At 61.6% G+C, this 22,942-nt stretch carries 20 protein-coding genes; 16 read left to right on the top strand and 4 right to left on the bottom strand.

Annotated features, from left to right (window positions below; genetic code table 11):
* The first annotated feature begins 52 nt into the window (after positions 1–52).
* From BLW71_RS28360 to folE2, 4 genes are all read left to right on the top strand, one after another.
* Positions 53–361: an exodeoxyribonuclease VII small subunit gene (locus BLW71_RS28360; RefSeq protein ID WP_007178839.1), complete on the top strand. Its 309-nt coding sequence runs from the start codon at positions 53–55 to the stop codon at positions 359–361.
* Entirely contained in the window at positions 358–1,239 is an 882-nt protein-coding gene (locus BLW71_RS28355) for a polyprenyl synthetase family protein (RefSeq protein ID WP_091804721.1), read from the top strand. Before BLW71_RS28360 ends, BLW71_RS28355 begins: the two co-directional genes overlap by 4 nt.
* Before the next feature lie 85 nt (positions 1,240–1,324).
* Positions 1,325–3,232, top strand: coding sequence for a 1-deoxy-D-xylulose-5-phosphate synthase (dxs, locus tag BLW71_RS28350; RefSeq protein ID WP_091804719.1), 1,908 nt, complete (start codon positions 1,325–1,327; stop codon positions 3,230–3,232).
* 255 nt (positions 3,233–3,487) lie between these two features.
* Positions 3,488–4,294: a GTP cyclohydrolase FolE2 gene (folE2, locus tag BLW71_RS28345; RefSeq protein WP_091804716.1), complete on the top strand. Its 807-nt coding sequence runs from the start codon at positions 3,488–3,490 to the stop codon at positions 4,292–4,294.
* Between the two features lie 72 nt (positions 4,295–4,366).
* Here folE2 and tsaD read toward each other — a convergent pair whose 3' ends face one another.
* Positions 4,367–5,395 carry a tRNA (adenosine(37)-N6)-threonylcarbamoyltransferase complex transferase subunit TsaD gene (gene tsaD, locus BLW71_RS28340; protein ID WP_091804714.1) on the bottom strand — a complete coding sequence of 343 codons (1,029 nt, stop codon included), beginning with the start codon at positions 5,393–5,395 and terminating at the stop codon, positions 4,367–4,369.
* Positions 5,396–5,517: 122 nt separating this feature from the next.
* Between tsaD and BLW71_RS28335 the strand changes: the two genes are divergently transcribed.
* From BLW71_RS28335 to BLW71_RS28285, 11 genes are all read left to right on the top strand, one after another.
* Positions 5,518–6,735 (top strand): BaiN/RdsA family NAD(P)/FAD-dependent oxidoreductase, encoded by a 1,218-nt coding sequence (locus BLW71_RS28335; RefSeq protein ID WP_091804711.1) that lies wholly within the window; start codon positions 5,518–5,520, stop codon positions 6,733–6,735.
* A gap of 68 nt (positions 6,736–6,803) precedes the next feature.
* Positions 6,804–7,016: a 30S ribosomal protein S21 gene (rpsU, locus tag BLW71_RS28330; protein ID WP_028196180.1), complete on the top strand. Its 213-nt coding sequence runs from the start codon at positions 6,804–6,806 to the stop codon at positions 7,014–7,016.
* A 223-nt stretch (positions 7,017–7,239) separates the two neighbouring features.
* Positions 7,240–7,686 (top strand): GatB/YqeY domain-containing protein, encoded by a 447-nt coding sequence (locus tag BLW71_RS28325; protein WP_091804708.1) that lies wholly within the window; start codon positions 7,240–7,242, stop codon positions 7,684–7,686.
* Between the two features lie 82 nt (positions 7,687–7,768).
* Complete coding sequence (dnaG, locus tag BLW71_RS28320) at positions 7,769–9,634, top strand: DNA primase (RefSeq protein ID WP_091804703.1); 1,866 nt, start codon at positions 7,769–7,771, stop codon at positions 9,632–9,634.
* Between the two features lie 92 nt (positions 9,635–9,726).
* Positions 9,727–12,129: an RNA polymerase sigma factor RpoD gene (gene rpoD, locus BLW71_RS28315; RefSeq protein ID WP_091804700.1), complete on the top strand. Its 2,403-nt coding sequence runs from the start codon at positions 9,727–9,729 to the stop codon at positions 12,127–12,129.
* A gap of 605 nt (positions 12,130–12,734) precedes the next feature.
* A complete protein-coding gene (locus BLW71_RS28310) occupies positions 12,735–13,598 on the top strand; it encodes an NmrA family NAD(P)-binding protein (protein ID WP_091804697.1) in 864 nt (287 codons plus the stop codon).
* 226 nt (positions 13,599–13,824) lie between these two features.
* Positions 13,825–14,355, top strand: a complete 531-nt coding sequence (locus BLW71_RS28305) for a c-type cytochrome (protein WP_091804694.1) — start codon at positions 13,825–13,827, stop codon at positions 14,353–14,355.
* A gap of 98 nt (positions 14,356–14,453) precedes the next feature.
* Positions 14,454–14,882, top strand: coding sequence for a hypothetical protein (locus tag BLW71_RS42405; protein ID WP_286162143.1), 429 nt, complete (start codon positions 14,454–14,456; stop codon positions 14,880–14,882).
* Between the two features lie 202 nt (positions 14,883–15,084).
* Positions 15,085–15,279, top strand: coding sequence for a hypothetical protein (locus tag BLW71_RS28295; RefSeq protein WP_091804691.1), 195 nt, complete (start codon positions 15,085–15,087; stop codon positions 15,277–15,279).
* Positions 15,280–16,194: 915 nt separating this feature from the next.
* Positions 16,195–17,328: a porin gene (locus BLW71_RS28290; protein ID WP_091804688.1), complete on the top strand. Its 1,134-nt coding sequence runs from the start codon at positions 16,195–16,197 to the stop codon at positions 17,326–17,328.
* A gap of 295 nt (positions 17,329–17,623) precedes the next feature.
* A complete protein-coding gene (locus BLW71_RS28285) occupies positions 17,624–17,977 on the top strand; it encodes a transposase (RefSeq protein ID WP_091804685.1) in 354 nt (117 codons plus the stop codon).
* Between the two features lie 111 nt (positions 17,978–18,088).
* On the opposite strand, the gene BLW71_RS28280 is transcribed toward BLW71_RS28285, so the two are convergent.
* Positions 18,089–19,648 carry a methyl-accepting chemotaxis protein gene (locus tag BLW71_RS28280; RefSeq protein WP_091804682.1) on the bottom strand — a complete coding sequence of 520 codons (1,560 nt, stop codon included), beginning with the start codon at positions 19,646–19,648 and terminating at the stop codon, positions 18,089–18,091.
* A 200-nt stretch (positions 19,649–19,848) separates the two neighbouring features.
* Positions 19,849–20,595, bottom strand: coding sequence for a Crp/Fnr family transcriptional regulator (locus BLW71_RS28275; protein ID WP_091808992.1), 747 nt, complete (start codon positions 20,593–20,595; stop codon positions 19,849–19,851).
* 167 nt (positions 20,596–20,762) lie between these two features.
* Here BLW71_RS28275 and BLW71_RS28270 point away from each other — a divergent pair, with 167 nt between their 5' ends.
* A complete protein-coding gene (locus tag BLW71_RS28270; RefSeq protein WP_091804677.1) occupies positions 20,763–22,394 on the top strand; it encodes an acyl-CoA synthetase in 1,632 nt (543 codons plus the stop codon).
* A 132-nt stretch (positions 22,395–22,526) separates the two neighbouring features.
* On the opposite strand, the gene BLW71_RS28265 is transcribed toward BLW71_RS28270, so the two are convergent.
* Positions 22,527–22,751 carry a hypothetical protein gene (locus BLW71_RS28265; protein ID WP_091804673.1) on the bottom strand — a complete coding sequence of 75 codons (225 nt, stop codon included), beginning with the start codon at positions 22,749–22,751 and terminating at the stop codon, positions 22,527–22,529.
* Positions 22,752–22,942: the final 191 nt, after the last annotated feature.

Genomic DNA, 22,942 nt, shown 5'->3' with positions numbered 1-22,942 from the left:
ATTGTCGCTTTTGCCGTAGAATGTCCGACTTGTTTTAATTTTGCGACTATTCATGGCGAAGACCGCGTCGAAAGATACTGCTGCCACGCCAGCCGAAGGCGTCGACACTACGCCGCTGCCCGAGAATTACGAGGCCGCTCAGGCGGAGCTGGAGGGGCTGGTTGCGCGCATGGAAAGCGGCAACCTCAGCCTCGAGGAGTCGCTCACCGCCTACCGGCGTGGCGCGGCCCTCGTGGCGTTTTGCCAGCAGCAGCTCGAGAAGGTCGAGCAGCAGGTGCGCGTGCTCGACGGCGAGACGCTCAAGCCGCTGCCCATGAATACCGCAGGCACAGCCGCTACTGAGAGCGGGGACGACCTATGACATTCGAACAATGGATGCGCTCGGTGCTGGAGCGCGTCGAAACGGCACTAGAACATTACCTGCCGACCGAGGCAACCGAGCCCGCCACGCTGCATGAAGCCATGCGCTACGCGGTGTTGGGCGGCGGCAAGCGGGTTCGCCCGCTGCTGTGCCACGCGGCCGGCGAGCTGACCGGCGCGCGCGCCGAATGCCTCGACGCGGCAGCGGCGGCACTGGAAATGATTCATGTGTACTCGCTCGTCCACGACGACATGCCGTGCATGGACGACGACGCGCTGCGTCGCGGCAAGCCCACGGTACACGTCAAGTATGACGAAGCCACGGCATTGCTGGTCGGCGATGCGCTGCAATCGCAAGCGTTTGTCGCGCTGACCTCGGACGTGCTGGCCCCGGCGCAACAGGCCGCGCTCGTGCGCGAACTGGCGCTGGCGAGCGGCTCGATCGGCATGTGCGGCGGGCAGGCCATCGATCTGGCGAGCGTCGGCCACACGCTGACGCGCGTGCAACTCGAAACCATGCACCGCATGAAAACCGGCGCCTTGTTGCGTGCCGCGGTGCGCATGGGCGCGCTTGCGGGTGAAACGCCGAGCGCGGAAGCCATGCGTTCGCTGGACGCATATTCGGCCGCTGTCGGCCTCGCGTTTCAGGTCGTCGACGATATTCTCGACGTCACGACCGATTCCGCGACGCTCGGCAAAACGGCTGGTAAAGACGCGAAGGACGGCAAGCCGACCTACGTGTCGATTATTGGACTCGACGCGTCGCGCGCGCTCGCGGCACAGCTGCGCAGCGATGCCCACGCTGCGCTGGCGCCGTTTGGCGCACGCGCACAGCGTCTTGCCGAATTGGCCGACCTGGTGGTGAACCGGGTTAGCTGAACGCGAAAGCCCGCCGCCGCGCGCCTCCGTCATGGGGCGCATGTATGAAGTGCGGGCGCGTAAGTTTTCCTACAATGGAACGACGATGTACGACTTGCTGAAAACCATTGACGACCCGGCAGCACTGCGCCGCCTCGATCGCCGCCAATTGCAACCGCTTGCCGACGAGTTGCGTGCCTTTGTGCTCGACAGCGTATCGCAGACGGGCGGCCATCTTTCGTCCAACCTCGGCACAGTCGAGTTGACCATTGCGCTGCACTACGTGTTCGACACGCCGCACGACCGGATCGTCTGGGACGTGGGCCATCAAACTTATCCGCACAAGATCCTGACGGGCCGCCGCGACCAGATGCACACGCTGCGTCAGTTGGGTGGCATCTCGGGCTTCCCGAAGCGTGACGAGTCGGAATACGACACCTTCGGCACGGCGCACTCCAGCACGTCGATTTCCGCGGCGCTCGGCATGGCGGTCGCGAGCAAGCTGCAGGGCGACAACCGCATGGGCATCGCCGTGATCGGCGACGGCGCAATGACGGCCGGTATGGCGTTCGAGGCGATGAACAACGCCGGCGTCGAAGACGACGTGCCGTTGCTGGTCATTCTGAACGACAACGACATGTCGATTTCGCCGCCGGTCGGCGCGCTGAATCGCCATCTGGCGCGTTTGATGTCGGGCCGCTTCTACGCCGCCGCGCGCGCGGGCGTCGAACGCGTGCTGCGTGTCGCGCCGCCCATGCTCGATCTCGCGCGTAAGCTCGAAGAGCACGCGAAGGGCATGATCGTGCCGGCCACGCTGTTCGAAGAGTTCGGCTTCAACTACATCGGCCCGATCGACGGTCACGATCTCGATTCGCTGATCCCGACGCTGCAGAACATCAAGGAGCTGCGCGGTCCGCAATTCCTGCACGTGGTGACGAAGAAGGGCCAAGGCTACAAGCTCGCCGAGGCCGATCCGGTGCTGTACCACGGCCCGGGCAAGTTTAATCCGGCCGAGGGCATCAAGCCGGCCACCACGCCGTCGAAGAAAACGTACACGCAGGTGTTCGGCGAATGGCTGTGCGACGCCGCCGAGCTGGACGCGCGTGTGGTCGGTATCACGCCGGCCATGCGCGAGGGCTCGGGCATGGTGGAGTTCGAGAAGCGCTTCCCGGATCGGTACTTCGACGTCGGCATTGCCGAGCAACACGCGGTGACGTTCGCCGGTGGCCTCGCTGCGGACGGCATGAAGCCGGTCGTCGCGATCTACTCGACCTTCCTGCAACGCGCTTACGACCAACTGATTCACGACGTCGCACTGCAGAACCTGCCGGTGGTGTTCGCGATCGACCGCGCGGGCCTCGTCGGCGCCGACGGTGCAACGCACGCCGGCGCTTACGACTTGGCGTTCCTGCGCTGCATCCCGAATATGACGGTGATGGCCGCGTCGGACGAAAACGAATGCCGCCAAATGTTGTACACGGCATTGCAGCAGCCGAATCCGACGGCGGTGCGGTATCCGCGTGGCGCCGGCACGGGTGTTGCCACCGTCAAGCAAATGGCCGCGCTGCCGATTGGCAAGGGTGAGATTCGTCGCGAAACGTCGCAGCCGGCTGGAAAGCGCATTGCGATCCTGGCGTTCGGCACGATGGTCGCGCCGTCGCTGGCAGCGGCCGAGCAACTGGACGCGACGGTCGCGAACATGCGCTTCGTGAAGCCGCTGGACGCCGATCTGGTCCGTCAACTGGCCGAAACGCACGACGCCATCGTCACAGTCGAAGAAGGCTGCGTGATGGGTGGCGCGGGTTCGGCGTGCGTGGAAGCCCTGCTTGCCAGTGGGGTTACTCGGCCGGTACTACAATTGGGCCTCCCCGATCAATTCATCGATCACGGAGATCCGGCCAAGCTGCTCGCCGCGTGCGGTCTCGACGCCGCGGGCATTGCCAAGTCGATCCGCGAGCGTTTTCTGTTGAGCGGCGCAGTCGGCGGCCAGTCGTCGGTGAAGCGCGTCGCTTAAGCGGCGCTGCTTGCTGCGCGGCCGTCATGCTATGGCGGCCATAGCAATCTCCAACTTGAATCGGTGGGCCTTCGGGCCCATTATTCGACGCCGGCAGGGGCCGGCGTTTGCCGTTGCGCGCCTGGATTCGCGCGGCCGCTGAGCGCCCCGAAGGCTGTTGCCTTGCGGCAGCTCCCGAAGGCGCAAGCCCCCAAAGTGATTTTCTCCGGGGTGGAAGACTTGGGGCGGCCCGGCGTTTCCTGAAAGGACAAGACAATGAACCAGATGAATCCCGCCTTTGTGATGCCCGACGTGCAAAGCACGCCCGACACCCGCCAGATCCCGATTCAACGGGTTGGCGTGAAGGCCGTGCGCCATCCTTTGACAGTGCGCACGCAAGCCGGCGAGGTTCAGCCGACGGTCGGCACATGGAATCTCGACGTGCATTTGCCGGCTGACCAGAAAGGCACGCACATGTCGCGTTTCGTCGCGTTGCTCGAAGAGAACAAGGCGCCGCTGGAGCCCGCAACGTTCCGCACCATGCTCGCCGCGATGCTCGAAAAGCTCGAAGCCGAGGCGGGCCGCATCGAAGTGTCTTTCCCTTACTTCGTGAACAAGACCGCGCCGGTGTCGGGTGTGCAAAGTCTGCTGGACTACGAAGTCACGTTGACGGGTGAGACCCGCAACGGCGCAACGCGTCTGTTCCTGCAAGTGCAGGTGCCGGTTACCAGCCTCTGCCCGTGTTCGAAGAAGATCTCGCAGTACGGCGCGCATAACCAGCGCTCGCACGTCACGATCAACGCCGAGCTGGCCGGCGACGTCGCCGTGGAAGAGCTGATCCGTATCGCCGAAGAAGAAGCCTCGTGCGAACTGTGGGGCTTGCTCAAGCGCCCGGACGAGAAGTTCGTCACCGAGCGCGCCTACGAAAATCCGAAGTTCGTCGAAGACCTGGTGCGCGACGTCGCGCAACGACTGAATGCGGACGAGCGGATCGTCGCCTATGTGCTCGAAGCCGAGAACTTCGAGTCGATTCACAATCACAGCGCCTATGCGGTGATCGAGCGGGATAAGCGCGCCGGTTGATGCGCGGGTTTGCCGACTGCATGAAAAAAGCCGCTTCTTGAAGCGGCTTTTTCAATTCAACGATGACGGCGCTCAGCGTGCGAGGGACGTCAGATCCCAGCGTGGTTTCACCGTAAACGCGTAGTCCTTGCCCGACTGATCCGGCCAGCGTTGCAGGCGCAAAGCGCCGGCCAGCGCGATCATCGCGCCGTTGTCCGTGCATAGCGACAAGTCCGGATAGTGCACGTAGAAATTGCGCTTCTTCGCGGCGGCAGACAGCGCCTCGCGCAGTTGCCGGTTCGCGCCGACACCGCCCGCGACAACCAGCCGGTTGAGTTTGGTTTTCTTGAGCGCCGCCAGCGACTTCGCGGCCAGCACGTCGACCGCCGCGTCGACGAAACCGCGCGCCAGATCGGCTTTCGCCTGCTCACAGATGTTGGTGCCGCCAAGCTTCTTGGCGTGCGTAAGGACAGCGGTTTTCAGGCCACTGAAGCTGAAATCGAGATCGCCGGAATGCAACATGGGGCGCGGCAGGACCACCGCGCCGGGCGTGCCGAATTCCGCCATGCGCGAGACTTCCGGGCCGCCCGGATAACCGAGGCCGAGCAGCTTGGCGGTTTTGTCGAAGGCTTCGCCGGCGGCGTCGTCCAGCGTTTCGCCGAGCGTCTCGTAGACGCCCACGTCCGTCACGCGCATCAATTGCGTATGACCGCCGGACACGAGCAGCGCGACGAACGGAAATGGCGGCGGCTCGTCCACCAGCAATGGCGAGAGCAAATGCCCTTCCAGATGATGAATGCCAATGGTCGGCTTGTCCCACGCCATGGCCAGTGCGTTGGCAACGCTCGCGCCAACCAGCAGCGCGCCCGCGAGCCCCGGGCCTTGTGTGTAGGCGATTGCGTCGATGTCGCCGCGGGCCGTGCCGGCGCGTTCCATCACCTCTTCGAGCAGCGGCAGCGCGCGCCGGATGTGATCGCGCGACGCCAGTTCCGGCACCACGCCGCCGTACTCCCGATGCATCGCAATTTGCGAATGCAGCGCGTGCGCGAGCAGGCCGCGCTCCGTGTCGTAGAGCGCGAGACCGGTTTCGTCACAGGAGCTTTCGATGCCGAGAACGAGCATGATGGGTGGGCCTGGGCGGACGCACGCGTAATGACACTGCGGCGCCCGAAAGTGAAAAAGCAAGCCTGAAAGTATAGCAGTGCGCCAGAAGGGCCGCAGACGCACAGGTACAATGCGACCGCATGGAATCCTTCGATATCGCAGTGATCGGCGCAGGCGCGGCCGGGATGATGTGCGCGGCCGTGGCCGGGCAGCTCGGCCGCCGCGTGGTGCTGATCGACCATTCGCAGCGCCTCGCGGAGAAGATCCGCATCTCCGGCGGCGGGCGCTGCAACTTCACGAATCTGTATGCCGGCCCGGCCAACTACCTGTCGGCCAACCCGCATTTTTGCCGCTCGGCGCTCGCGCGCTACACGCCGCGCGACTTCATGGCGCTGCTCAAGCGCCATCATGTGACGTGGCACGAGAAGCACAAAGGCCAGCTCTTCTGCGATCAGTCGAGCGACGCCGTCATCGACGTGCTGAAGAACGAATGCGACGCGGGCCGTGTGGCATGGCGTACGCCGCTGTCCGTGGAAGCGGTGCGGCAAGACGCGGAAGGGCGCTTCACGCTGGATACGCAGTCGGGACCGATCAGCGCGCGTGCGCTCGTGATCGCAACCGGTGGGCTATCCATTCCGAAGATCGGCGCCACGGATTTCGCCTACCGTCTTGCCAAGCAGTTCGGTCACAAGTTGATCGATACGCGCCCCGCGCTGGTCCCGCTGACCTTCGCCGCAGCGGACTGGGAGCCGTTCTCGGCGCTGTCCGGCGTCTCACTGGAAGTGCAACTCGCGACCGGCGACAAGAAGACCGGCGCGCAATTCAACGAAGATCTGCTGCTCACCCACCGCGGCCTGTCCGGCCCGGGTGTGCTGCAGATTTCGAGCTACTGGCAGCCCGGCGAGCCGATTCACATCAACCTGTTGCCCGAGCAGGATGCCACGACCGCTTTACTGGAAGCCAAGACCGGCACGAAGCGCCAGATCGCCAATCTGTTGTCCGAGTGGGTGCCGCAGCGGCTCGCCCATGTCTGGCTGGAGGCCCATCAGATTCCGGCCGAAGCCCGTGTGGCCGATTTACCGGATAAAACCCTGCGCCGGGTCGGTGAGGCCCTGTCGCGCTGGACGCTCACCCCCAACGGCACGGAAGGCTATCGCAAAGCCGAAGTGACGCGCGGCGGCGTCGACACGCGCGACCTGTCGTCATCGACGATGATGAGCGCGCGCGCGCCGGGCTTGTACTTCATCGGCGAGGCGGTGGACGTCACCGGTTGGCTGGGCGGCTACAATTTCCAGTGGGCCTGGGCCTCGGGCGTGGCCGCCGGCCAGGCGGCTGCGGAGTATGCCAGAGGGGCTTGACGGCGCTCTGGCTTTGTGAGAAAGCTCTGCTATACTCCTGAACCTTTACAAAGTTCCGTTATTGAAAAATGACGACCATCCGCGTAAAAGACAACGAGCCGTTTGAAGTTGCCATGCGCCGTTTCAAGCGCACCATGGAGAAAAACGGCTTGTTGACGGAACTTCGCGCTCGCGAGTTTTACGAAAAGCCTACGGCTGAGCGCAAGCGCAAGAAGGCGGCTGCGGTGAAGCGTCATTTCAAGCGTCTGCGTGGCCAGATGCTGCCAAAGAAGTTCTACTGATTCTGGCGTTGCCGCGGTTCCGGTCGAACGGAGCGGCGACATCCAACCGGTGACGGCACAGCAGGCGCCATCACGGAAAACACGGCCCTTCGGGCCAGTCGGCAGGGTCGCACCCACAACGCACATTGTGCCAACCCGCTTGAGGAAGCAGTCCCAAGCGGGTATTCGTGTTGATGCGGTTAGCCCGGCCGATTTTTCAAATTCCAACGCATTCAGGTGAGTGATGAGTCTCAAGGACCGTATCAACGACGATATGAAGGCCGCCATGCGGGCACGTGAAACCGAGCGTCTCGGCACGGTCCGCCTGTTGCTCGCCGCGATCAAGCAGCGCGAAGTCGACGAGCGCGTGACGCTCGACGACACCGCGATCACCGCTGTGATCGACAAGATGATCAAGCAGCGCAAAGATTCGATCAGCCAGTTCGAAGCGGCTGGCCGCACGGATCTGGCCGACAAGGAAAAGGCCGAACTGGCGATCCTGTCGGCTTATATGCCGGAACAGATGTCCGAGGCGGAGATCGTCGCCGAAGTTCAGGCGGCGGTCGCGCAAACCGGCGCAGCGGGTCCGCAGGACATGGGCAAGGTGATGGGCGTGCTCAAGCCGAAGCTGGCCGGCCGTGCGGACATGACCGCCGTCTCGGCGCAGGTCAAAGCCGCGCTCGCGAAGTAAGTTCTGTTTTTCCGGTCTGCGCGCGCCGCCGCTCGACGGGCGGCGTGCGCAGCCTTGAGCCTTTAAGGTAGCGTCATTTACTGTGATTCCTCCGTCATTCCTGCAGGACCTGCTCAACCGCGTCGATATCGTCGACGTGGTGGGCCGGTACGTGCAGTTGAAAAAAGGCGGCGCGAACTTCATGGGGCTTTGCCCGTTCCATAACGAGAAAAGCCCTTCGTTTACGGTTAGTCCGACTAAGCAGTTCTATCACTGCTTCGGTTGCGGCGCGCACGGAACGGCCATTGGTTTCCTGATGGAGCACGTCGGCTCGTCGTTTCCGGAAGCGGTCAACGAACTGGCGCAGTCGGTCGGCTTGACCGTGCCGAACGAACCTTCGCCGGGATATGGCGGCGGTTCCGGCGGCTATGCGCCGGCGGCGTCCAAAGCGGTCACCACGGCGCTTTCCGATGTCATGCAGACCGCCTGCGACTTTTACCGCAAGCAACTGCGCAGCGCGCCGGTCGCGATCCAGTATTTGAAGAAACGCGGCTTGACCGGCGAGATCGCGGCCCGTTTCGGGCTCGGCTACGCCCCGGACGGCTGGCAGAACCTCGAAGCGGCATTTCCGAACTACCGTGACGATTCGCTGGTCGAATCGGGATTGGTGATCGTCAGCGAAAAATCTGACGCACAGGGTCAGAACCGCCGGTACGACCGCTTTCGCGAGCGGATCATGTTCCCGATACGCAATGTGAAGGGGCAGGTGATTGGCTTCGGCGGCCGTGTGCTGGACGGTGGCGAGCCGAAATATTTGAATTCGCCCGAGACGCCTCTATTTAACAAGGGCAGCGAGCTGTACGGGCTGTTCGAAGCGCGTCTGGCGATTCGCGAGCAGCACTACGTGCTTGTCGTGGAAGGCTACATGGACGTGGTCGCGCTGGCCCAATTAGGGTTCCAGAACGCGGTGGCCACGCTCGGCACGGCCTGTACGCCGATTCATGTGCAGAAACTGATGCGCCAGACCGACACGGTCATCTTCAGTTTCGACGGCGATTCGGCGGGCCGGCGTGCCGCGCGTCGCGCGCTGGACGCCTGTTTGCCGCACGCGGCGGACAACCGCACTATCCGGTTCCTCTTCTTGCCGTCCGAGCACGATCCGGACAGCTACGTGCGCGAATATGGCACCGAGGCGTTCGCCGAGCAGGTCGAGCGGGCCATGCCGCTGTCGCAGTTCATGCTCAACGAGGTGCTGACCGGCAAGGAGCTGGACCAGCCGGAGGGCAAGGCCCGCGCGCTGTTCGACGCCAAGCCGCTGCTGCAGGCGTTGCCGGCCAATGCGCTGCGCGCGCAGATCATGCATATGTTCGCCGACCGGCTCGATGTGCCGTTCGACGAAGTCGCCGCGCTGTGCGAGGTCGATTCACGCATCGCGGCGGCCGCTCGCGCCGCGCCGGCCCGAAAAGACCGGCGCAGTGTGACGGGAATCGAAGAAAAAACGCTGCGCAATCTGGTGATGCATCCGCGCACGGTGGCGGTGCTGGACGAGGAGGCCGAACAGGCGCTCCTTACGGTTACGCGGCATGGCGAGCTATTCGAAGAAGTCACGACGCACGCGCGTGCGCTGGGCGATTCGGCGGAGTTTCAGTTGTTGTCCGACCTATTGCGAAACGGCGCAAACGCCCCAACTTTCGAGGAAATCTTTCGCAAAATTCTAGACTATGATGAAAATGTCCGGGATTTGCTGCTGAAAGACCCGGAGGATGCGACCGTCATCGAGGAACGGCGCGAGCAGGAACGGATCGTAGGAGAGGAGCTGAAGGCGGCGATCCTGAAGATGCGGTACGACGCATACTGCGATCGGCTAGAGCAGCTTTCGCGGCAATCGCGGCACACGCCGGAGGAATTCGCGGAGCTGTCGGAGCTCAATCGGAAGCGGGCCGACATGAAGCGCCGGCTCGGGCTGTAGGCGGAATGAAGGAAGCCTGGGTGCTATAATAAAAAGTTTCCAGCGGTTTGTTTTTAAAAGGGTTTTCCTAGCAAAGGCGACAAGGCGATGCGATGGCAAAGACTAAAGACGCAACTGCGGGCGGCAAGAAAGCAACAGGCACGAACTCCACGGAGCAGACCAGAAAGGTCATTGAGGCCAAGTTAGTTTCTTCCGCCAGAAGAGCGTCTTCTGCCAGCATTGCACCGGGTGCAGGGAAGAAGTCCACGACCACTTCGGCTGCGCGAGCGGAGCCGGTCAGGGCGGCGAAAGTTGTAGCAGTACCGGCCACGAAGGGGTCGGGTGTCAGAAGCGCAAGGGAAGCGGCTGCCGCGCAGGACGATGCGGTAGTGCGCGAGGTTCCAGTATCCACGGTTCAACCGGCTGGCGTCCACCAGCCGCGAGTCGAGACTACAGCCGGTACGGCGAACTCCATGACGAAAAAGCTGAACGAAGTACCCGTCGATGACGACGCAACCCAAAGCGAAGAAACCCCCGCGGCTGCTCCAGCCAAGGTGGAAAAGGCCAAGGCTCGCGACCGTCGTGCAAAGGAAAAAGCGCTGCTGAAAGACGCTTTCGCGTCGTCACAGCCTGGCACGGTCGAGGAACTCGAGGAGCGCCGCTCCAAACTGCGCGCGCTGATCAAGCTCGGCAAGGAGCGCGGCTTCCTCACGTACGCTGAAATCAACGACCACCTTCCGGATAACTTCACTGAGACCGAGGCGATCGAAGGCATCATCAGCACGTTCAACGACATGGGCGTGGCTGTGTACGAGCAGGCCCCGGACGCTGAAACGCTGCTGCTGAACGACAACGCGCCGGCGGCTTCTTCGGACGACGAAGTGGAAGAGGAAGCGGAAGTCGCGCTGTCCACCGTCGACTCGGAATTTGGCCGCACCACCGACCCGGTCCGCATGTACATGCGTGAAATGGGCACGGTCGAACTGCTCACGCGCGAAGGCGAAATCGAAATCGCGAAGCGGATCGAAGACGGCCTGAAGCACATGGTGATGGCCATCTCCGCATGCCCGACCACGATCGCCGACATCCTGGCGATGGCGGAGCGCGTCGCGAATGAGGAAATTCGCATCGACGAACTGGTCGACGGCCTGATCGACGCCAACGCGGAAGACGCGGACGGCTTTTCCGCGCAAGAAGCGGAAGCGATCGAGAGCGAAGACGAGGAAGTCGAAGAAGAGTCGGAAGAAGACGAGGAAGAAGACGACGGCACGGCGCAAGCCACGGCCAACGCTGCGCAGATGGAAGCGCTCAAGCGTGCGTCGCTCGAAAAATTCGCGATGATCAGCGAATGGTTCGACAAGATGCGTCGCGCGTTCGAGAAGGAAGGCTACAAGTCCAAGTCGTATCTGAAGGCGCAGGAAACGATCCAGAACGAGCTGATGACGATCCGCTTCACCGCGCGCACCGTCGAGCGTCTGTGCGACACGCTGCGCGCACAGGTGGACGAAGTGCGTCAGGTCGAGCGCCAGATCCTGCACACGGTGGTCGACAAGTGCGGCATGCCGCGTGCGGAATTCATCGCGCGTTTCCCGGGCAGCGAAACGGATCTCGAGTGGGCCGACAAGATCGTCGGTGAAGGTCACGCGTATAGCGCGATCCTCACACGTAACATTCCGGCCATTCGCGAACAGCAGCAACGTCTGCTCGATCTGCAAGCGCGCGTCGTGCTGCCGCTGAAAGACCTGAAGGAAACCAACCGTCAGATGGCGGCGGGTGAACTGAAGGCGCGTCAGGCGAAGCGCGAAATGACCGAGGCGAACTTGCGTCTCGTGATCTCGATCGCGAAGAAGTACACGAACCGTGGTCTGCAGTTCCTCGACCTGATTCAGGAAGGCAACATCGGCCTGATGAAGGCGGTGGACAAGTTCGAATATCGCCGCGGCTACAAGTTCTCCACGTACGCAACGTGGTGGATCCGTCAGGCCATTACGCGTTCGATCGCGGACCAGGCGCGCACGATCCGGATTCCGGTTCACATGATCGAAACGATCAACAAGATGAACCGTATCTCGCGTCAGATTCTGCAGGAAACCGGTCTCGAACCGGATCCGGCAACGCTGGCCGAGAAGATGGAAATGCCCGAAGACAAGATCCGCAAGATCATGAAGATCGCGAAGGAGCCGATCTCGATGGAAACGCCGATCGGCGACGACGACGATTCCCATCTGGGCGACTTCATCGAGGACAACAACACGGTTGCACCGGCCGACGCCGCATTGCACGCCAGCATGCGCGACGTCGTGAAGGACGTGCTCGACTCGCTGACGCCGCGTGAAGCGAAAGTGCTGCGCATGCGTTTCGGTATCGAGATGAGCACCGATCACACGCTCGAAGAAGTCGGCAAGCAGTTCGACGTGACGCGTGAACGCATCCGGCAGATCGAGGCGAAGGCGCTGCGCAAGCTGCGTCACCCGAGCCGTTCGGACAAGCTGAAGTCGTTCCTCGAAGGGAATTGATCGAGGTCGGTCATTCACTGTAGTGACGCAGTAGTTTGAAGGAGCCTCGCGGTTGTTTCGGCGGATCGAAGCGGTTGCGAAGGCTCCTTTTTCGTGTAGTATGTCGGCCAATTAAGGTTTTAGGGCCTCTAGCTCATGCTTGGTTAGAGCAGCGGACTTAGCAACGACTCACCTAAACCGCGCAGCATGGCATGGTGAGTCATGAATGGGTTGCCTTGGGGTAAGTTAGCTCTGCTCCTTGGTAGAACTGCTCAAATTCGGGGAACCCTCTGCTGCTTTGGCGGCGTGGCAATCCCGAGCGAAGCTCTCCTCGAGAGAACGTGTAGAGACTGAACGGGCAGGTCGTAAAGACAAGAGACAGTCCAGACCACAAACCCGAAAGGGACGGTGAAAACCGTAGCTGGTAAGCATAATCCGTTGGTGCCGTGTTCGACTCACGGGAGGCCCACCAAATTCTAGAAAGCCACTCTTAGGAGTGGCTTTCTTTTTTTCGGCTTCATGCGTGATCAGCATATATGAAATGACATTCATGCTATTCACGCGGCATAGCCGCACCTCCACAATTCTCCTCAAGCGGTTCGTGCCGCATTCAACCGGAGAGTGGAATGTTTGCAGTTACTGGTATCACAGGTCAGGTGGGCGGCGTTGTTGCTCGTGCATTGCTAGCGGCTGGAGAGGACGTTCGCGCCGTGGTTCGCAGCGCCGCGAAGGGTGCCGATTGGAATGACCAAGGTTGCGAAGTCGCTATCGCAGAGATGTCCGACACAAAAGCGCTGTGCTCCGCGTTTTCCGGAGCCGACGGCGTGTTTATCTTGCTGCCGCCGAACTTCGATCCGTCGCCGGACTTTTCGGAGTCGCGCCACCTGATCGGGACGGTGCGCGACGCATTGAAGCAAGCCAATCCGGCGAAAGTGGTCTGCCTGTCGACGATTGGCGCTCAGGCTGTCCAGCCGAACCTCTTGCAGCAACTCGGACACATGGAGCGGGAACTGGGCTCGCTGCCCATGCCGGTCGCTTTCCTGCGCGCTGGCTGGTTCATCGAGAACGCGGCGTGGGACGTGGGCCCCGCACGCACGGCGGGCGTCATCCCCAGCTTCCTGCAGCCGCTCGATAAACCGGTTCCGATGGTGGCTACCGCCGATGTCGGCAGGGTCGCCGCCAGCATGCTGCAACAGCAATGGACCGGTACGCGGATCGTTGAACTGGAAGGTCCGCGGCGCGTCACCCCAAACGATATTGCGAGTGCGTTCGCGCAGTTGCTTGGCAAGGACGTACGCATGGAGACGGTGCCGCGTGATACGTGGCAAGCGCTCTTCAAGTCGCAGGGCATGAAAAATCCCACTCCTCGCATGCAGATGCTGGATGGCTTTAACGAGGGCTGGATCGAGTTCGAGAAGCCCGGCCAGACGATAAAAGGCAATGTGGCGCTGGAAACAGTGTTGCAGTCGCTAATCGAACGGCTTGCATGAGTGTCTGTCGGCCAACCGCTCATCGACTGAGAGCGCCGGGCCTCGCCAACGCAGTGTTGCGAGGCCGTCCAGCCAACATGACAAGACGGTAATCCAGGCGACGGAGTCCGGTAACGGCGTGCGCGCTACGATCGGTCGCTCATCCCCATCGCTCGTCCGGCGTTTGAACAGGCGATGAGACGGTACGACCACTCTGCGCGCTCAGCGCGACCCAGGAGCGTTATCCATGCCACTCCGTCATTCCGTCGCCAGCGTGGCTGCGACGATCGTTGTCACCCTCATCCTGCTGGCAGTCGGCGCGTTTCTGTTCAGTTCTTCGGGCCTTTACGACGTATCCGCAAGCTCGAAAGACAGCCCGATCATTGCATGGATGTTGCACTCGACCTATGAGGCGTCACTACATCATCACGCTGGTAAAGACGTGCCGCCCGGCGATCTGATGTCGCTAAAGAATATCGAGGCCGGCGCGCGCTTCTACGATTCGACCTGCGCTGCTTGCCACGGTGTGCCAGGAAAGCCGCTGAGCTTCATTGGACAGGGGATTCAGCCGGCTGCGCCGGCGCTACTCGCCGCCAGTCGCCGCAACAATCCCAAACTGATGTTCTGGGTCATTAAACATGGCGTGAACATGACGGCCATGCCGAGCTTCGGAAAGACGCAAGCTGATCAGACGATATGGCAAACGGCCGCATTTCTCTACGACGCAAGGGGCATCACTCCGGAGCGATACGAGACGCTTGTACATGGGGCGAAGTAGGGGGCTGTTTTCTTTGGCAGTCTGAACTTCACTTTCGGCCGCAATGACGGACTCGTGCACGCCATCCCAGGGATCGACGTGGCGACGAAGATGGCCGAATGGAACTGCCGAGGAAAAGCAGTCTCGTCGACGGCTACGCTCATCCCATTCGACGCCAGGCCGCTAGTGGCCGCTCACACGATCAGCGACTGGTCGCCGTTCCGATCGACCGGGTTATCGCGGGCGATTCAGCACCGAGTCTCCTGATGGCGCTTTTCCATGGAGTGGCACGTCGTTTGCATGAGGTCGGCTTCCGGACCATATCAATAACGAGAACGACCATGCGACCCGACCACACCGCGACTGAGTTTGCCCAGACTCCATCTTTGCTCGCCACGCCGCTGGAAAGCGGCGGCGAAACCTTGCCGCAACGGCAGATCAACGCTTTCGCGCGAGTCACCTTCTGCTTCGCGTGGCTTTTCGGGCTTGAGCCTTTCCTGACGGGGTCGGCCGACGAAAGGCCTCAGTCGCGACTCGATCGCCATTGACGTCACATCGTTGCGCGACATGCCGGGCCACGCTAACAGACGTTGAAACTTTCGCCACGCAACACGGCAATTTCTACATCGGGAAAGAGGCGAATCGAGGCTGGCTCGCAGGCCTCGAAAGGTGTCACCTTGGCGCCGAGTCGCGGGAATAGTGGTTGCGCGAGAGCGGGCGGGAGCCATTCCCATCCTCTGGACGCTCATCATGCAAACCGATCCCACCATCGACCCCGTCGCCGACCCTGCCAACCAGCCACTCGATGAACCCGGCGAGCAGCCGCGGCCATTGCCCGACGTGCCGCCTGAAGCCGATCCGCTCGCACCGGGCGCGGCGCCCGAGGACGGAGCGGCGCTGCGTCCTCGCGAGACACGCCATAACGTCGTGGTTGGCGGTAATTAGGGAAACTCCGTGTAAAAAAACGCACGGCCGTGCCGTTTAATGGTTACGGAGGGCGGTTCGGAAGTTTGCCATCCGTTTTCAGCACGGGTTTTTGTCACGCGGCGGTCGGCGCCGCATATCACCTCCGGACAACGCCCGTGCTGAAGGCTTTCCTCCTCTTCAACAGACGGAATGCGAAGTCGTGCCAGAAAGCGTCGGGTTGACTTGGTGTCGACGGCCTCTTGGAAGAATTCTGCCTGGACCGAATGCCACAACGTCCATCTAACGACGTATGCCGCCCCGCTGTGGCCGACTCGCCTACAGTTCAAGCAGCCGCGCGCTCGGCGCGACCGATCCGCTTTAGCGTATAGCGTAAAAGCGGGCTATTAGATCCACTCCCTCGCAACAAGAAAGAGTTAATCGCCGAATTCGGAGGGCCAGTCATTAAGCGCGACCAAACGAGACCGTATTAATTAAAATAAGTTCCCGGTTTTCTAAAATAAATTTACTCCTGCTTTCACGCATACCTTCTATTGCCTCATTTGCGAGCATTCAAACATTCTGTATTTTTCGTTTCGTTCCGACCCGATTACGTCACGCATATTAAACGCTGTTGCATACACGCAACTGGCAATATTGAAAAGTTGCCAATTACTTATGAATAAAGCAGGTGCGACAGCCCCTTTATTTTGCGATAAGTAGTGAATAAACAAAGACTTAACGCCAGTGGCGCATGGATTGTTGCTGAATCTGGAAAATCCTGTTGTGTGAATTGCCAACATCCCTATCAGGGTGTCCCCCTACACTCACGCTTCTTTTCAAGGGTGCCCGGCCGATCCGAAACGGGTCGGTGAACAGGGCGGCAATGGGTGCAAAGCGCGCGTTGCCGAGGCAGTTCCCGCTCCCCGCGTAAATTTATCGAACAGGAGTCCCAGCATGAAAAAGAGTCTCATCGTCGTTGCGGTTGCCGCATCGTTCGCTTCCGTCGCTCACGCACAAAGCAGCGTGACCCTGTATGGTCTGCTCGACGCCGGCCTGACGTACACCAGCAACGTCAACCACAACTCGAAGTGGGCAGCTGGTAGCGGCGGCATCAATCAAAGCATGTTCGGTCTGCGCGGCTCGGAAGATCTGGGCGGCGGTCTGAAGGCAATCTTCACGTTGGAAAGCGGCTTCAACATCAACAACGGCAAGTTCGCTAACAACAACGGCATGTTCAACCGTCAAGCGTTCGTCGGTCTGTCGAGCGCGCAATTCGGTACGGTCACGCTGGGCCGTCAATACGACGCAGCTCAAGACTACCTGGCACCGCTGACCGCAACGGGCAGCTGGGGCGGTACGTACTTCGCGCACCCGTTCAACAACGACAACCTGAACACGAACGGCGGCTACGCAGTCAACAACTCGATCAAGTACTCGAGCGCTAACTACGCTGGCTTTACGTTCGGCGGCACGTACGGCTTCTCGAACCAGGCTGGCGCATTCGCAAACAACCGCGAATACAGCGTTGGTGCTGCATACCAGTGGCAAGGTCTGCACCTGGGCGCTGCTTACGCACAGCAGAACAACCCGGGCGCCGGCAACAACGGTGCTTCGGATAGCTCGTACGTCAACGCACTGGCAGGCAACGTCGGCAACTTCCGTCAACGTGAATTCGGCGTTGCTGGTTCGTATGCATTCGGCCCGGCAACCGTCGGTCTGGCATGGACGCAATCGCGTTCGGACAACTTCGTGGGCGGTCAGCAATCGCTGCGCGCTAACAACTACGAAGTCAACGGCAAGTACAACCTGACGCCGGCTCTGGGTCTGGGCGTTGCTTACACGTTCACGGACGGCAAGGGCTACGGCGTTGGCGCGAACGGTGGTTCGGAGTCGGTGCGTTACCACCAGATCGGCGTGCAGGCTGACTACTCGCTGTCGCGTCGTACGGACGTCTACGCTCAAGCCGTGTACCAGCACGCAATGGGCGACGGCGGTGTCGCTTCGATCTACAGCGGCGACAACACGCAACTGCCGTCGTCGTCGAAGAACCAGACGGCTGCTACGGTCGGTCTGCGTCACCGCTTCTAAGCTTCAGCAGAAGCCGGTTGTACAAAAAGGTGCCGTTCGCGGCACCTTTTTTTATGCGCAGGCGATTCGCTGGCCGGCACCCGGCGTCCATGCCTGATGCCGCATACCTTGCCCGGCCCCGGTGGCCGTATGCTGTTCCAGAACTCGTCTCGCATTTTCTGACGATTGCGCCTCGCCATCTGACAAGAGTTAACCTTCGCGAAAGCCTGCCTGGGTTAGTCTCAAATTCATTGATGGATAGACCCTATTTCGTGACGGCGTCAGCACGCGTCCTGCGGCGGTGCCTTCTTACCGCATGAATACTTCCGCTTCGCAGTCGCAGCCTCCTCCGCCGCCCGCTTACGATCTCACCGACGAGCAATGGCGCCGCATCGTGCCGCTGCTACCCGAAATGAAGGAGCACGGGCCCCGGCGCGGTCGCCCCTGCATCGATATCCGCTGGGTGGTGAATAGCGTGATGTGGGTGCTGCACGCGCGCGCGCCATGGAGCGCCATGCCGAAGTGCTACGCGCCGTATCAGACTGCGCATCGCTACTACTTGCGCTGGAAGAAGTCCGGCGTGCTGGCCAACATCGTTCTCGCGCTGTTCGAGACCGATACGCTCCTTGAGCGGCCTGTCACGCGCCGAGGCGGTGTGCGCGCCGCGTAGCCCGCAGCTTTCGCAATGGCAAACAGAAAGGCTGTCACCGGGAAACCGGTGACAGCCTTTTTCAACCACAACCGGCCTGAAGGTCCGCAGGTCTGTCAGTGCGCCACTCGATCATGCAGATTGTTCGACCCTGAACACGGCAACGGCATCTCGGAGTTGATCCGTCTGCTCATCGAGGGAGCCGGCCGCGGCCGCAGCCTGTTCCACGAGTGCGGCATTGCGCTGCGTCACATCGTCCATCTGGCGAATCGCGAGATTGACTTCGCCGATACCTGAGCTCTGTTCCTTCGAAGCCGCCGAGATCTCGTTCATGATGGCCGTCACGCGGCGCACCGCGTCGACCACCTCGCCGATCGTGCTGCCGGCCTTGCCCGCGAGCGCCGAGCCCTCGCCGACTTGCGCGACCGACTGATCGATCAGCACTTTGATCTCCTTGGCCGCCGTCGCGCTGCGCTGCGCGAGATTGCGCACCTCGCCCGCGACCACCGCGAAGCCGCGGCCTTCTTCACCGGCGCGCGCGGCTTCCACTGCGGCGTTCAGCGCCAGAATATTGGTCTGAAAGGCAATACCCTCGATCACGCTGATAATCTCGCCGATCTTGCTCGAACTATCGGTGATACCCGCCATCTTCTCGACCACGTCGTTGACCACCTGGCCGCCGCGGGCGGCGATGTTCGACGCGTCGCGCGCCAGTTCCGATGCGGTCGCCGCATTGTCGGCGTTCTGCGTGACGGTTTTGGTGAGCTGGTCCATGCTGGCGGCGGTCTGCTGCAACGAAGCGGCCTGCTCTTCGGTGCGGCTCGACAGATCCAGATTGCCTGCGGCGATTTCCTTCGACGCGGTGGTGATCGTCTCCGCCGAGGTCTTGATGCGCGCGACTGTCGACGCAAGTTGATTGCGCATCTCACGCAGTGAGAACAGCAAGCTCGAGGTGTCGTCGCGGCGCAGGTCGATGCGGGTGGCGAGATCGCCGCGGGCGATCTGCATGGCGATCGCGGCGGCTGTGGCGGGCTCGCCGCCAATCGAGCGCGACACGCTGCGCACCACGCGCGAAGCGACGAAAGACACGATCACGCCCAATACCACCAGCATGCCCGCCGAGCGCGTGAGCGTCGCGTAGAACTGTGCCTGAATGTCGTCCATATAGGCGCCGGCGATGAAATCCCAACCCCAAGGCGCGAAGCGCTTCACATAGCCGATCTTTTCGCTGGGCGTCGTTTCGCCGGGCTTCGGCCACCAGTAGCGCAGGTAACCGGCGCCGCCCGCCGAGGCGCCGGTATGGGCGATGTCCTGATACAGCGCGTTGCCTTTGGCGTCGCGAAAGCCGCTCATGTCCTTGCCGTTCAGCTTCGGGCTCATTGGATGGTCGATCATGACCGAATCGCTGCGCACGATCGTCACGTAGCCGGATGCGCCGTAGCGCTGCGCGCTGACGCGGGCAATCGCCTGTTGCTTTGCTTCGTCGACGGAGAGCTTGCCGGCGTCGGCCTGTTTCGCATAGTCCGCGACGATCGATATCGCCATATCGGTGACATCGGCCAGATCCGCGCGCCGTGCGTCCATTTGCGCGTTACGCGCTTCGTACGCGTTCACGACGGTCACGATCAGGAGCGCAGCCCAGCACAGCAGCAACGGCACCCACAGTTTCTGTTTCAGTGTCAGACGGTTCATTATCGGATTCGACAATACGTTGAGCTCGGAATAGGGAGGGCTGCAATCTACGCTGCATAGTTCGCATAACGGCGCGCGCGGCGCTTTCTTGATCCGGTTGCTCAAAAAACGGGCTGACAGACGGGCCGATAGACGGGCTGGCCGCGCGTCGGCGGCGCCCGAAAGGGTGGCGTGGCCGCAGGCCCGGCCGGAGGTTGGCGCTAGATCTGCTCGCGGCCGAACGCGCTCAGGCGCTCGAGGTCGAGTACATGGATCTGGTTGTACGAGAGGCGCAAAATCTGCAGTCGTTCGAGGTTTTGCAGCGCCTGATTGATCCGCTGACGCGAGACGCCCGCCAGCAAGCCGACTTCTTCCTGCGAAATGGCCAGCGTGCGGCCGGTATCGGGATAGAGGTCCGGGTTGAACAGCTGCGCGAGCGACTGTGCGACGCGCGCGTCGACATCGAGCAGCCGGCTATTCTGGATCGACGCGATGAACTCGCCCATGCGGTTGTTTAGCTGCCGGATCACGAAGCCTGTGAACGGCAGGCTCGACTCCAGCAGCGCGTGGAACGTATCCGACGGCACGAACATGACGAGCGAAGGTTGGATTGCCGCGACGTCGTATTTGCGCAGTTCGCGCTTGATCACGCTGCCTTCTCCGAACCAGCCGCCAGGCGGCACGCCGGACAGCGTGCAGCTGCGTCCGGAAGCGTTGTAGATGGCCAGCTTGAGAAGGCCGGAATGCACGCCGATCCAGTAATCCGACGGTTCCTGGCGGCGCGCGATCCACGCGCCGCCTTCCAGATGCTCGGCATGCGCGCTGGCGATCACCATGGCCTGATGCTCCGCGGCGAGCGCCCGAAACCACGCGCAAGTGGCGAACAGGGCCGGCAGGTCGGCGCGCGCGACCCGTTCCAGCCGGTTCGGACGGGCATCTGCGGGAGCGATGAGCGGGGCGTCGTTCATGGCGAATGGCGGGATCGATGGGGACTTATTGATCAAATCGAGGTTCGAAAGCGCCAAGGCGTGCCACTCTGTCATTTGAATGACAGACAGTTCACCATGACCATTGTTAGCCTAGTTTATCAATCAGAATAGTTGATGGCGCGGCGAGCGCCTCAGGAGACAACGCGATGAAACATATGTTCGAAGCAGGCCTTGAGCGCCGTGAAGCCAATAATGTCCCGCTGACGCCGATCGATTTCATCGTTCGCGCGGCAGAAGTCTACGGTGAGCGGCTCGCAGTCGTCCATGGGGAGATTCGCCGCAACTGGCGCGAAACCTACGAACGCACCCGGCGGCTGGCCAGTGCGTTGGAGCGCGCCGGCATCGAGCGCGGCGATACGGTCGCGGCCTTGCTCCCCAACATTCCTCCGATGATAGAAGCACACTTCGGCGTCCCCATGGCCGGCGCCGTACTCAATACGCTGAATACGCGGCTCGACATTTCGTCGCTGTTGTTCATGCTGCGTCATGGCGAAGCCAAGGCGCTGATCGTCGATACGGAATATGGCGAGTTCGCGCACCGCGCCGCGCTCGAATTCCCGAACCTGCGCGTGATCAGCGTGGCGGATGCGATGCCTGCCGACGCCGATCAATTTATCCGCGCAACAGACTACGAAGCATTCCTGCAATCCGGCGACCCCGAATTCGCGTGGACCATGCCTCGCGACGAATGGGACGCCATTGCGCTGAACTACACCTCGGGTACGACAGGCGATCCGAAGGGCGTGGTTTATCACCATCGCGGCGCCTATCTGAATGCGGTGAGCAATATCCTCGAGTGGGATATGCCCAAGCACGCGATTTATCTCTGGACCTTGCCGCTCTTCCACTGCAACGGTTGGTGTTTTCCATGGACGGTGGCCGCGCGTGCCGGCGTCAACGTCTGCCTGCGCAAGTTCGATGCGAAGACGGTGTTCGATCTGATTCGCCGCGAAGGCATCACGCATTACTGCGGCGCACCGATCGTGCAGAGCGCGCTTGCAAACGCGCCGGCCGAATGGCGCGAGGGCATCACGCAGCGCGTGTCGACCATGGTGGCGGGTGCGGCGCCCGCGCCGGCGGTGATTGCGAAGATGAAGGAGATCGGTTTCGATCTCACGCACGTGTACGGACTCACCGAGACTTACGGGCCGGCTGCAGTCTGCGCGAAACAGGAAGAGTGGGATACGCTCGACGACGCCGAGCGCGCCGAACTGAACGCGCGCCAAGGCGTGCGCTACCACTTGCAGGCAGCGGTGACAGTGCTCGACCCGCAGACGCTGGCGCCCGTTCCCAACGATGGCGAGACGATCGGCGAGATCATGTTTCGCGGCAACATCTGCATGAAGGGCTATCTGAAGAACGAGCGCGCGACGGAAGCGGCCTTCGAAGGCGGCTGGTTCCATACGGGCGATCTCGGCGTACGGATGCCCGATGGCTATATCCGCATTCGCGACCGCAGCAAGGACATCATCATTTCAGGCGGCGAGAACATCTCGAGCATCGAGCTCGAAGACACGCTGTATCGCCATCCTGCGGTCGCCGTTGCGGCCGTGGTGGCGATGGACGATCCGAAATGGGGTGAGGTACCCTGCGCCTTCATCGAGCTCAGGGAAGGGGCTCAGGTGAGCGCGGAAGAGATCATTGCGCACTGCCGGCTATTTCTTGCGGGATACAAGTTGCCGAAAGCGGTGCGCTTCGGCGAATTGCCGAAGACATCGACGGGAAAAATTCAGAAGTTCGAACTACGCGCGCGCATCAAGAGCGAAGAAAACCGGTAACCGAGTTGCGCGTTCGATGGTGTGGCGTGCCGAATGGCACGCCAGCGCCGTTAGTTCATGCCGCAGACGAAGGCGCATGAGCGCGCGGATGATGTGCGCCTCATCGCGCAGGTTCGCATGCCTGTCGCGAGCTTAGCCTCGCGTGTCGACCCAGTGACGAGCCCAGCGTGCCGAGTGCTGCAAGGCCTGTTCTTCGTTCGTGAAGTAATCGAGCGAATAGAACTGGTAGCGCCCTTCGGCACGCGCGCTGTCGGCGCGTTCGAGCAGCAGATTGGATGAAAATGTGCCATCGGGCAAACGGTGCGCCGAGGGTTTGACGGCATAGCCGTTGTAGTGATGAATATGTTTGTTTTGCATTTTAATTTTTTAATAATTGTCGAGTGCGCGCCTGCCTTGCGGACTCATGTGCGAGTCGCGCGGCCAAGCTGATTCAAGCCATTGCGAGCCGAATCCTGACGCAGTCGGAAAGCGAAAAATGGGCGTTGAAGCCGGAGGGGAGAATGAGGTGCAACGAGGCGTTTGGCGCTTAGGCAAGCTGCTTGAATGGC

This window comes from Burkholderia sp. WP9 (assembly GCF_900104795.1).
Taxonomy (GTDB): domain Bacteria; phylum Pseudomonadota; class Gammaproteobacteria; order Burkholderiales; family Burkholderiaceae; genus Paraburkholderia.
The sequence above is the reverse complement of the archived record's forward strand: the minus strand, read 5'-3'. Positions and strand labels throughout refer to the sequence as shown.